Origin of the sequence: Paenalicyclobacillus cellulosilyticus, assembly GCF_014647315.1 — a bacterium.
In the GTDB taxonomy this organism is placed as follows: Bacteria; Bacillota; Bacilli; order Alicyclobacillales; family Alicyclobacillaceae; genus Alicyclobacillus_J; species Alicyclobacillus_J cellulosilyticus.
The window spans coordinates 24,242-35,897 of record NZ_BMOY01000030.1 but is presented as its reverse complement, the minus strand read 5'-3'; the positions used below and the strand labels follow the sequence as shown (position 1 = coordinate 35,897).

Genomic DNA, 11,656 nt, shown 5'->3' with positions numbered 1-11,656 from the left:
AGTTTTCAAGGAACCGCGCCCGTGCACCACCGCTGCCCGCGGCTGCCCGCCTCGGTCCCGGTGATGCCCGGTATCAGCCGTCTTCCGCCGTCCCGGCGCGTCCCCGCGCGACGGCGGCACCGACTACCTTACCACAGCCAACCCGCCATGTGCAAGCGGAAGTTGCTGGCACACCGCCGCAACCGGCGGCTGACCTGCCACTACCCCGCGCGGGTGGCGGCGGCGTTGAACAATATATCACCCCGCCGCCCGGGGCGTCAACGCCGAAGCGTGCGCGCGACGCCCCGTAGACCGTCACGACGAATCGTTTTCCGCAAAGAACTTCATCGTCTGCGCAGGATCCTCGCCCGGATGCATGTATGCTTAGGCTGCGGTGTGCCGGCCGCGCGCAGCCCGCGCCATTCACTCACCACGATGCCGGCTAGGATCAGCACCACGCCCATCCAGCGCCCAGCCGACACCGGTTCCCCAACCAACGCGTGCGCTGCCGCCACCGCCACCGGCAACTCAATCGCCCCCAGCACGCCGGCCATTCTGCCGCCGATGTTCGGAACCGCCGTCAAGAGCAACCACGTGGGGATGACCTGGGAAGTCAACGCCATGATCAGACCCCACATCCACAACCCTTGCCCGAGCCGGTCCGCGAAGTGCACGCCGGGATGGATGAGCAGGAACGTGATGAGTGTCGAACACGTGATGACCACGGCGGTTCGCAGCGCAGGCGGCACCGTGGCATCTGCGTATCCCGCGACATACAAGTTGACCGCATAGCCGAGCGCAGAGGCCAACCCCAACAGCACCGCACCCAGCGGCCACATGCCCGGTCCATGCCAAACACCCGGATGTTCCAACAACCCGGCCGCCAGCACCGTCCCGGCGCAGATGGCGGCCGCGCCGAGCCATTGATCCCGGCGCGGCCAATACCGCCGCACCAGCGCGTCGATGACCAACACCATCCACGAGAATTGGAACGAAAGCACGATGGCGAACGACGCCGGCAGGAATTGCACCGCCGTGTAATACGTGTAGGTGCACTCGGCTCCGGAGAGCCCCAACACACCCAGAACCATCCACCCTCGTCCGCGCGATCGCGCCCATGCAGCGCCGCCCTGTGCTCCCCGGCGGCCAGATACATCACGGCGACCTGAGCCCGACCCGGGTCTGTCCCCGGCGGACCCACGGTCATCCCCGGCGAAACCCCGGTCATCCCCGGCGGGCACGCCTTCTGGCCCACGCCGCACAGCCCTGCGCTCCACGAAGGCGCCCAGCCATGTCAGCCACAGCGCAAACAGAAATTGGGCGCTCGTCACCTCGGCGGACGTGAAACCATGCGCATAAGCGCCTTTCAGGACGGAAGAGCCGATGCCGTAGCTGCTTCCTGCCAACAGCACCAATCCTGCGGATCCGAGCCGGCGCCGCCACATGCGGCGGCGCGCCGCACCATGTCCCATCACCTGCACCCCGCGCACCGCATGCCCCGGGCGCGCAAGGTTCAGTGTACCACAAGCGCGATGTCCTTTCGCATGTGCTTCCCAGGAAATGTGATGGCCTCCGCCGCACGATACGCCGCTGCCCGTGCCGCCGTCAGGTCAGGACCGGTGCCGGTGACGGTCAGCACCCGTCCGCCCGCAGTCACCAACTGGCCGTCGCCGCGCTGGGCCGTGCCGGCGTGGAACACCGTCTCCGGCAAACCGTCCGGCAGGGTGATGGCCGCGCCCGTCTGCGGCCGCTCCGGATACCCCGGCGCCGCCAGCACCACGCACACCGCCGCTTCATCCCGCCAGGCAACTTCCACGTCCGCCAGCCGCCCTTCCGCCGTCGCCCACAGAATGGCCAACAGGTCCGAGGCCAACAGCGGCAGAACGACCTCCGTCTCCGGATCGCCGAAGCGGGCGTTGAACTCCACCACGTACGGCCCGTCCTCGGTCAGCATCAAACCTGCGTACAACACGCCGCGGTACACGATGCCCCGCGCCCGCAGCTCCGCGAGCGTCGGCCGCACGATCCGCCGCTCCACGTCCGCCACCACGTCCGCGGTCACCTCGGGCACCGGCGCGAATGCGCCCATCCCGCCCGTGTTCGGCCCGGTATCCCCGTCGCCGACCCGCTTGTAGTCGCGCGCCGGCAGCAGCGGCCGCACCGTCTCGCCGTCGACGAAAAACATCAGCGACGCCTCGCGCCCGCGCAGGAACTGTTCGATCACGACGGTCGCCCCGGCCGCCCCGAACTTGCCGCCGACCATCAGCGCGTCGATGGCCGCTTCCGCCGCCGCGATGGTCTCCGCGACCACGACGCCCTTGCCGGCCGCCAGGCCGTCCGCCTTCACCACGATGGGCGCGCCCTGCTGGCGGATATACGCCTTCGCGGCGGCCGGATCGGTGAACGTGGCGTACGCCGCCGTCGGCACGCCCGCTTTCGCCATCACCGCCTTGGCGAACGCCTTCGACGACTCGAGCCGGGCCGCCGCGCGCGATGGCCCGAACACGCGCACCCCTGCCGCCGCGCACGCGTCCGCCAGCCCAAGAGCCAGCGGCAGCTCCGGCCCGACGACGACGAGATCGATCCGCTCCCGCGCCGCAAACTGAGCGATCCCGCTCACATCGTCCACCCGCAGGTTCACCATCTCGCACCACGCCGCCATCCCCGGGTTGCCAGGCGCCGCATACAGGCGCGGCCGCCGCGGCGACTTCGCCAGCGCCCACGCGATGGCGTGCTCCCGCGCCCCGCTGCCGACCACCAGCACACGCGCACCGTCCGGAATCGCAAGACCCATGCAGCGTCCCTCCTTGCCGCCTGCCTCGCACCACCTCAATGCCAGCACCACCTCAATGCCAGCACCACGTCAAAGCCGGCACCGCCTCAATGCCAAAAGTGGCGCTCGCCGGTGAACACCATGGCGATGCCGTGTTCGTTCGCCGCCGCGATGCTCTCCGCGTCGCGGATCGATCCACCCGGCTGGATGATGGCGGTCACCCCGGCCGCCGCCGCCGCATCGACCGTGTCGCGCATCGGGAAGAACGCGTCCGACGCCAACACCGCGCCTTTCGCCCGCGCGCCCGCCTGGGCGATGGCGATCTTCGCCGCTCCCACGCGGTTCATCTGCCCGGCGCCGATGCCGAGCGTCATCGTCTCGTTCGCCAGGACAATGGCGTTCGACTTCACGTGCTTCACCACCCGCCACGCGAAGTCGAGCGCGCGCCGTTCCGCTTCGCTCGGCGCCCGCTCCGTGACCACCTGCCAGTCGCGCGCGAGCGCCACGTCCGGCCGCTGGACCAGGATCCCGCCCGAGACCCGCCGGAACCAGAGGTCGTCCGGCCGCCACAACGGGGCCTGCATGTCGACCGTGAGCAAGCGCACGTTCTTCTTGCGGGCGAAGCGCGCCAGCGCCGCGTCGGTGAACGACGGCGCCACCACAATCTCCAGGAACAGCTCCGTCAGCCGCTCGGCGAGCGCTTCGTCGACCGGCCGGTTGCAGGCGACGATGCCGCCGAAGATGGAGACCGGATCCGCCTCGTGCGCCCGCGCGAACGCCTCGTGGATGGTCTCGCCGATCCCGACACCGCACGGGTTCATGTGCTTGACCGCCACCACCGCGGGTTTGCCGAGATCGTCCAAGCTGCGCAGGAGGGTGAGCGCCGCGTCCGCGTCCTGGATGTTGTTGTACGACAGCTCCTTGCCCTGCCACTGGCGCGCGCCGGCGATGGTCTGCGGGCCCGCGCCGGGGTCGGCGTAAAAGTGGGCGGGTTGGTGCGGGTTCTCCCCGTAGCGCAGCGGCTGCCTGGAGAAGAAGGAGACGGTGAGCACCTCCGGCCACGCCGCCTCTGCGTCCGGCTTCCCGCACGCGGCGGCCGCGGCACCGGCGCCGTCACGATCCGCGCCCGCTTGCCCGTCCGGCCCGGTGCCCGCTTGGCCCGCGCCCGGTTGCACCTTGGCCGCGAACGACGCCAAATAGGCCCGGATGGCCGCGTCGTACGCCGAAGTCGCCGCGAACACCTTGGCCGCCAGGTACACCCGCTGCGCGTCCGACAACCCGCCGCCGCACAAGGCGTCCGCCACCCACGGGTAGTCGTCCGGGTCGACGACCGGCGCGCAGAAGCGGTGGTTTTTCGCCGCCGCGCGCAGCATGGCCGGACCGCCGATGTCAATCATCTCGATGGCTTCCGCGAACGTCACCCCCGGGCGGGCGACAGTGTCGGTGAACGGGTACAGGTTCACCGCCACGACGTCGATCCGCTCCATCCCGTGCGCGGCCATCTGCGCCACATGCCGCGGATCGTCGCGCAACCCCAGCAGCCCGCCGTGCACCTTGGGATGTAAGGTCTTCACCCGCCCGTCGAGCAACTCCGGAAACCCGGTGTACTCCTCGACCAAGGTCACCGGGATCCCGTGTTCCTGCAGGTGCCGGGCCGTCCCGCCGGTGGACAGGATGCCGTAGCCTGCTTCCCGCAGCCGGCGACAAAACGCCACCACGCCGCGCTTGTCATACACGCTGACCAATGCCCAAGCCGCCACCGGCGTCCTCTCCTTTCTCATGCCTCGTCAGCAAGCGGCGGATGACTTCAGGATACAACTGGTGCTCCACCGCGTGAATCGCCGCCAGCAGTTCTTCCTCGGTCATGCCGGGGCGTACGGGTACCCGCCGCTGGGCGATGACCGGCCCGGTGTCGATGCCCTCGTCGACAAAGTGGACGGTCACGCCGGTCTCCGCCACGCCTGCCGCCAACGCATCCCGCACGGCGTGCCGCCCTGGGAACGCGGGCAGCAGCGACGGATGGATGTTGAGGATCCGGTTCGGGTACGCCGACAGCAACACCGGCCCGATGATCCGCATGTACCCGGCGAGGATGAGCCACTCCACCTGGCGCGCCCGCAGCTTGGCGAGCACCGCCCGCTCGAACGACGCCTTGTCCGGAAAGTCGGCCGGGCGCGCCGCAAACACCTCCACCCCGGCCGCTTGCGCCCTGGCCAGCGCGCGGCAACCGGGCACGTCCGACACCACCAGCCGAATGCAGGCGGGCCACGACGGATCGGCGCGCTCGACGTCGAGGAGCGCCTGCAGGTTGCTGCCGTTGCCGGACACGAACACCGCAATCGGGACGCGCGCGTCCGTGCTCATCCGTCCGCCCCCTCGATCACCACGCACGGCGCGGCGCCAGGTTCCGCCGGGACGATCTCGCCCACCCGGTACACCGTTTCACCGGCAGCGCGCAACCGCGCCTCGGCGGCCGCAGCAGCGGCGGGATCGACCACCAGGACGTATCCGATGCCGAGGTTCCACACCCGTGCCGCTTCCGGCAACGACATTCCGCTCTCTGCGACGAGCCATCGGAAGACCGGCGGCAGCGGCCACGCGCGCAGCGAGATCTTCGCGGCCACCCCGGGCGGCAGGCAGCGCGGCACGTTGTCGACGAGGCCGCCGCCGGTGATGTGAGCCATACCTTTGACGGGCACGCCTGCGGCGCGCAGCCCGAGCACCGTTCGCACGTAGATCCGGGTCGGCCGCAGCAGCACCTCGCCGAGCGGCTCGTCCCATCCGGGTGGGACGTCGTCCCAGGTGAGCCCGGAAGACGCCACGAGCTCCCGCACCAGCGAATACCCGTTTGCATGCACGCCCGAGCTGGCGAGGCCGAGCACCACGTCGCCCGGCCGGATGTCACGGCCGTCCACCATGTCGCTCCGGTTGACCACGCCGACCGCAAAACCGGCCACGTCGTACTCGCCGGGTGCGTACATCCCCGGCATCTCCGCCGTCTCGCCGCCAATGAGGGCACAGCCGGCCTCCGCGCACCCCTGCGCCACGCCGCGCACCACCGCCGCCGCCGTCTCCACGTCGAGGCGCCCGACCGCCAGGTAGTCGAGGAAAAACAACGGCTCCGCGCCCGTCACCAGAATGTCGTTCACGCACATCGCCACACAGTCGATCCCGATGGTGTCATGGCGCCCGAGCGCAAACGCGATCTTCAATTTCGTCCCGACCCCGTCCGTGCCCGCGACGAGCACCGGCTCGGGATACTTGCGGAGGTCGAGCGCGAATCCGCCGGCGAAGCCGCCGATGCCGGCCAATACCTCAGGCCGCGCCGTCCTGCGCGCAATCTCCGCATACCGCTTGGCCGCCGCGTTGCCCGCGTCGATGTCCACCCCGGCCGCTTTGTACCGTTTTGCGCCGCTCATCCACTCACCCCCGTGGTCGCCCGGCGCGGTGCAACGGCCGCCGAGGCGCGCGTCTCGTTCGCCAGCTTTTCCATGTCGTGGACAGGCGTTGGATACGCGCCGGTGAAACAGGCGTTGCAGAACGGGTACGCCGAACCCGGCGCAAAGCCGAACGCGCTCATCAACTCGTCCACGGTGAGAAAGGCGAGCGAATCCGCGCCGATGAGTTCCCGGATCTCCTCCACCGTGTGCGACGCCGCCACCAATTGGCCTTTCGACGAGGTGTCGATGCCGTAGTGACAGGTGCTCTTGTAAGGCGGGCTGGCGATGCGCACGTGCACCTCGGTCGCCCCCGCTTCGCGCAGCAGCTGGACGATGCGCCGGCTCGTCGTTCCGCGCACGATGGAGTCGTCGATGAGCACCACCCGCCTCCCGTCGACCACCGACCGCACGGCGTTCAGTTTCAAGCGCACGCCCGCGTCGCGCAACTCCTGCGAGGGCTGGATGAACGTGCGCGCGATGTAGCGGTTTTTCACCAGGCCCATCTCGAGCGGAATGCCGCTCGCTTCAGCAAACCCGGCCGCCGCCGAGATGCTGGAGTCCGGCACGCCAATCACGATGTCCCCCTGCGCCGGGTGCTTGCGCGCGAGGATCCGGCCGAGCTGCTTGCGGATGGCGTGCACGTTCCAGCCGTCGATGTCGCTGTCCGGACGCGCGAAGTAGATGTGTTCGAACGTGCAGAGGCGCTTTGGCACGCGCGCGGCCGGCGGGATGGTCCGCAGGCCGCGTTCGTCGACGAGGATCATCTCCCCCGGCTCCACGTCGCGCACGAAGGTGGCACCGATGGTCTCGAACGCGCACGACTCGGACGCCACCGCCCACGCATCGCCGAGGCGGCCGAGCGCGAGCGGGCGCAGGCCGTGCGGATCGCGCACCGCGATGAGCGCATCGTCGGAGAGAAAGACGAGTGCGTAACCCCCGACAACCTGTCGCAGCGCCGCCTGGATGTTCTCCACCAGGCTGCCGCGGCCGGCGCGGGCGATGAGGTGCAACACCACCTCGGTGTCGCTCGTCGACTGAAACAGGCTGCCTTGCTTCTCCAGCTCAATCCGCAGTTGGCGCGCATTCACCAGGTTGCCGTTGTGGGCCAGCGCCAGATTGCCCTGATGCGTGCCGACCACGATGGGCTGGGCGTTTTGCACCGTGTTCGATCCAGCCGTCGAGTAGCGGACGTGGCCGATGGCCGCCCGACCCGGGAGGCGTTGCAGCGGCACGTCCGCGAACACGTCCGTCAACAGACCGAGGCCGCGGTGGCTGTACATCCGTCCGTCCGCCGTGCTCGCAATCCCGGCCGCTTCCTGGCCGCGGTGCTGCAGCGCAATCAACGCGTAGTACGTCACCTCGGCCGCGGCCGGGTGGCCGAATACCCCAAACACGCCGCACTCTTCGCGCGGTTTGTCCCACAAGATCATGCCTGCACCTCTCCCATCCAATCCGGCAAGGCGCGCCGGTAAACGTCCGCCAATTGCGCCACCGGCAGGCGCAACCACGCACCCGATACGTCGCCAATCTCCAACCACGCCCCGCCCGTCGTGCCGACGGCTTGCGCGGGTACGCCCGCCGCCTCCGCCGCCGCGATCACCGCCGCCACGTCGGCTGGCGCCATCTCGACGATGACCCGGCCCTGTGCCTCGGAAAACAGCCAGCCCGCGCGCGCCAACGGCGACTCGGCGCCGCTTCGCCCCAGGCTGACCGCCGCGCCGATGCCCTGGCCGATGCACATCTCCGCGAGCGCCACGGCGAAGCCGCCTTCGCTCACGTCGTGGGCGGCGCGGATGAGCCCGCGGCGGATGAGCTGCAGCAGAAGGTCGCACAGCGCACGCTCGGCGTCGAGATGGAGCCGCGGCGCATCCCCCGCCGGCCGCCCGGCCGCAAGCTGCCAAAACAGCGAGCCGTCGAGCGCCGTATCCGGGGCGCCGAGGAGTACAATGGCCGATCCCGCGTGTTGAAACGCGTTCGGTGTCACGTGGCGCAGGTCCTCCACCACGCCGACCGCGCCGACGATGGGCGTCGGGAAGATGTCCTGGCCGTGGCTCTCGTTGTAAAAGCTGACGTTGCCGCTGACGACCGGTGTATCCAAGACACGGCACGCCTCGCTCATCCCGGCCACCGCCTCCGCGAACTGCCACATGACCTCCGGTTTCTCCGGGTTGCCGAAGTTGAGGCAGTCGGTGATGGCAAGCGGCTTCGCCCCCGTGCAGGCCAGGTTGCGCGCCGCCTCCGCCACCGCGATGGCCCCGCCACGCCGCGGATTGAGCGCGGTGTAGCGCCCGTTGCCGTCGGTGACGAGCGCCACCGCCCGCGCGGTGCCCGGGACCAGCACCACCGCCGCGTCGCCGCCCGGCCCGACGTACGTGCTCGCGCGCACCGAGGTGTCGTACTGCCGGTAAATCCAGCGTTTGTCGGCCACCGACGGGTGGGCGAGCAGGCGGAGCAATCCTGCCGCGAGGTCGAGTTGGTCTTCCGCGGGCAGCGCCACCCCCGCACCGAGCGGCGTTGCGGGCGGAGCCAACGGCCGTTCGTACACCGGCGCTTCGTCGACCAACGCCGCCACCGGCACCTCGGCCACCACCTGGCCCTGGAACCAGAGGCGCAGCAAGCCGTCGTCGGTGACGCGGCCAATGTTCGCCACCTGCAGGCCCCACTTGGCGAAGATGTCGAACGCCACCTGCTCGCGGCCTTGCTCGAGCACCACGAGCATCCGCTCCTGTGACTCGGAGAGCATGATCTCGTACGGCGTCATCCCCGCCTCCCGCACCGGCACGTCGTCGAGGTACAGCTCGATGCCGCCGCCGGCGCGGCTCGCCATCTCGGCGGACGAAGAGGTCAACCCCGCCGCCCCCATATCCTGCACGCCGACCACGGCGCCGGTCGCCATCAGCTCCAGGCAGGCCTCCATCAGGAGCTTGCCCATGAACGGATCGCCCACCTGGACGGCGGAACGCTCCTTGGCGTGCGGGTCTTCCGCCGAAGCGAAGGTGGCCCCGTGGATGCCGTCGCGGCCCGTCCGATTGCCGACGATGAACACCGGGTTGCCGGGGCCCGCCGCCCGGCCTCTGACAATCCGGTCGGCGCGCACGACGCCGACGCACATGGCGTTGACGAGCGGATTATATCGATAGGAAGGGTCGAACACCGCTTCCCCGCCGACGTCGGGGATGCCGACGCAGTTGCCGTAGCCGCCGATGCCCGCCACCACGTTGGCAAACAGGTAGCGCGTGTGCGGGTCGTCGAGCGGGCCAAAGCGCAGGCTGTTCAAAAACGCGATGGGCCGGGCGCCCATGGTGAAGATGTCGCGCAGGATGCCACCCACCCCGGTCGCCGCGCCCTGGTAGGGCTCGACCGCCGAGGGATGGTTGTGGCTCTCCATCTTGAAGGCAATCCCGATGCCGTCCCCGATGTCGACCACGCCGGCGTTCTCTCCCGGACCCTGCAGGACCTGCGGCCCCTCGGTCGGGAACCGGCGCAGGTGGACCTTCGAGCTCTTGTAGCTGCAGTGTTCCGACCAGAGGACGCTGAACAGCCCGGTCTCGACAAAATTCGGCAAACGGCCCAGCCGGTCGACGATGCGGGCGTACTCGTCGTCCGTCAGCCCCATCTCCCGGTACAGCTTCTCCTCGCGAATTTGTTCCGCCGTCGGTTCAGCCAACGTGGACTCCCTCCTCCACGGCGCGGTGGATGGCCGCGAACATGCGCAAGCCGTCCTCCGAACCCATCCAGGCTGCGACCGCCCGTTCCGGGTGCGGCATCAGGCCGAGCACGTTGCCGCGCTCGTTGAGGACCCCGGCGATGCGGCGGGCCGACCCGTTCACGTCGGCGGCGTAGGTGAACGCGATCCGCCCCGCCCGCGCCAGCTCGTCGAGCACCGCTTCGTCCGCGATATACCGCCCTTCTCCGTGCGCGATGGGGATGCGGACCCGCTCCCCTCGCCGGTACAACGACGTGAACGGGGAGCGGTCGTTCTCCACCACCAACTCCGCCATCTCGCACCGGAACTGCAGGTGGTGGTTGCGGACCAAAGCGCCCGGCAAAAGCCCCGCCTCAGTGAGGATCTGGAACCCGTTGCAGATGCCGAGCACGAGTTTGCCCGCCTCCGCCTCCGCCCGCACCGCAGCCATCACCGGGCTGAAGCGGGCGATGGCACCGCAGCGCAGGTAATCGCCGTAGGAAAACCCGCCCGGCAGCACGATGGCGTCATACGGGCGGAGATCCCGCTCCTGGTGCCAGACCTTGACCACCTCGTCGCCCGTCGCGCGGGTGATGGCCGCCACCGCGTCGTCGTCGCAGTTCGAGCCCGGAAAGACGATCACCGCCCACCTCATGCCGACGCCTCCGCCCGCGCGTCCTTTGCCCACGGTTCGAGCGAGAACGCGTACGTCTCCATCACCGGGTTGACCAGCACCGCGTCGCACATCGCGCGCACCTGTGCCGCCGCTTCTGCTTCCGACGCCGCCTCCAGCCGCAGTTCCATGTACTTGCCGATCCGCACCTCGCCCACACCGGTGTAGCCGAGGCTGTGCAGCGCCTGCTCCACCGCGCGGCCCTGCGGATCGAACACGCTCGGCTTGAGCCAGACGCGCACCTGCGCCTTCCACGTCGCCATGTCAGACCTCTCCTTCCCCGAGCACCCGGCGCAGCATCTCGGCGTACGCCGCCTCCACGCCGCCGAGATCGCGCCGGAAGCGGTCCTTGTCCAACCGCTCGCCGGTCGCCGCGTCCCAGAAGCGGCAGGTGTCCGGCGAGATTTCGTCCGCGAGCAGAAGGTCGCCCGCCGGTGTTTCGCCAAACTCCAGCTTGAAATCGACCAGCCGCACCCCGCGCGGCGCCAAGAACGCGGCCAGCACCTCGTTGACGCGCAGCGCCGTCGCCCGGATGTGCGCCAGTTGCGCCGCGTCCGCCCAGCCGAGCGCGCGGATGTGGTCTTCGTTCACCCAAGGGTCGCCGAGGCGGTCGTCCTTGTAGTAGAACTCGACCACCGGCTGCGCCAGCGCCTGGCCTTCCGGCAGGCCGAGGCGCTTGGCCATGCTGCCCGCCGCCAGGTTGCGCACCACCACCTCCAGCGGCAGGATGCGCACCGCGCACACCAGCGCCTCCCGCTCCGACAACTCCGCCAAAAAGTGGTTGGCGACGCCGTGCTGCGCCAAGAGCCGGAAAAAGAAGTTGCTCATCCGGTTGTTGACGACGCCCTTGCCGGGAATGGTGCCGCGCTTCTCGCCGTTGAACGCGGTCGCGTCGTCCTTGTATTCGACGATGTACGCATCCGGCCGGTCGGTCGCGAACACCTTCTTGGCCTTGCCTTCATATAATTGCGCACCTTTGCGGGGCACGCCTGCGCCGGTTCGGGCCGGCCGGCCCGAAACCAGGGTTGCGCCCGCATCGTGTCCAGGATGTCCTTCCGGATGCTTCTCGTTTGCCGCCATGGCGGCCGCCTCCTTGCCGCCCGGGC

At 69.6% G+C, this 11,656-nt stretch carries 10 protein-coding genes; all 10 read right to left on the bottom strand.

Annotated elements, in window-relative coordinates:
* Nucleotides 1-323: 323 nt before the first annotated feature.
* The gene (locus tag IEX97_RS09625) at nucleotides 324-1,451 is read right to left on the bottom strand and encodes an EamA family transporter (RefSeq protein ID WP_188882657.1); all 1,128 of its coding nucleotides are present in this window, start codon (nucleotides 1,449-1,451) and stop codon (nucleotides 324-326) included.
* A 41-nt stretch (nucleotides 1,452-1,492) separates the two neighbouring features.
* Entirely contained in the window at nucleotides 1,493-2,773 is a 1,281-nt protein-coding gene (purD, locus tag IEX97_RS09620; protein WP_188882656.1) for a phosphoribosylamine--glycine ligase, read from the bottom strand.
* An 86-nt stretch (nucleotides 2,774-2,859) separates the two neighbouring features.
* Nucleotides 2,860-4,533: a bifunctional phosphoribosylaminoimidazolecarboxamide formyltransferase/IMP cyclohydrolase gene (gene purH, locus IEX97_RS09615; RefSeq protein WP_188882655.1), complete on the bottom strand. Its 1,674-nt coding sequence runs from the start codon at nucleotides 4,531-4,533 to the stop codon at nucleotides 2,860-2,862.
* Complete coding sequence (gene purN / locus IEX97_RS09610) at nucleotides 4,481-5,116, bottom strand: phosphoribosylglycinamide formyltransferase (protein WP_188882653.1); 636 nt, start codon at nucleotides 5,114-5,116, stop codon at nucleotides 4,481-4,483. Before purN ends, purH begins: the two co-directional genes overlap by 53 nt.
* Complete coding sequence (gene purM / locus IEX97_RS09605; protein WP_188882651.1) at nucleotides 5,113-6,171, bottom strand: phosphoribosylformylglycinamidine cyclo-ligase; 1,059 nt, start codon at nucleotides 6,169-6,171, stop codon at nucleotides 5,113-5,115. Before purM ends, purN begins: the two co-directional genes overlap by 4 nt.
* Nucleotides 6,168-7,622, bottom strand: coding sequence for an amidophosphoribosyltransferase (gene purF / locus IEX97_RS09600; RefSeq protein WP_188882649.1), 1,455 nt, complete (start codon nucleotides 7,620-7,622; stop codon nucleotides 6,168-6,170). The genes purM and purF overlap by 4 nt, the downstream gene beginning before the upstream one ends.
* On the bottom strand, nucleotides 7,619-9,859 hold the full coding sequence (gene purL, locus IEX97_RS09595; RefSeq protein ID WP_188882648.1) for a phosphoribosylformylglycinamidine synthase subunit PurL: 2,241 nt from the start codon (nucleotides 9,857-9,859) through the stop codon (nucleotides 7,619-7,621). The genes purF and purL overlap by 4 nt, the downstream gene beginning before the upstream one ends.
* Complete coding sequence (gene purQ, locus IEX97_RS09590) at nucleotides 9,852-10,532, bottom strand: phosphoribosylformylglycinamidine synthase subunit PurQ (RefSeq protein ID WP_188882647.1); 681 nt, start codon at nucleotides 10,530-10,532, stop codon at nucleotides 9,852-9,854. The genes purL and purQ overlap by 8 nt, the downstream gene beginning before the upstream one ends.
* Nucleotides 10,529-10,813: a phosphoribosylformylglycinamidine synthase subunit PurS gene (gene purS / locus IEX97_RS09585; protein ID WP_188882646.1), complete on the bottom strand. Its 285-nt coding sequence runs from the start codon at nucleotides 10,811-10,813 to the stop codon at nucleotides 10,529-10,531. The genes purQ and purS overlap by 4 nt, the downstream gene beginning before the upstream one ends.
* A gap of 1 nt (nucleotide 10,814) precedes the next feature.
* Nucleotides 10,815-11,630 (bottom strand): phosphoribosylaminoimidazolesuccinocarboxamide synthase, encoded by an 816-nt coding sequence (gene purC, locus IEX97_RS09580; protein ID WP_188882645.1) that lies wholly within the window; start codon nucleotides 11,628-11,630, stop codon nucleotides 10,815-10,817.
* Between the last annotated feature and the right edge of the window lie 26 nt (nucleotides 11,631-11,656).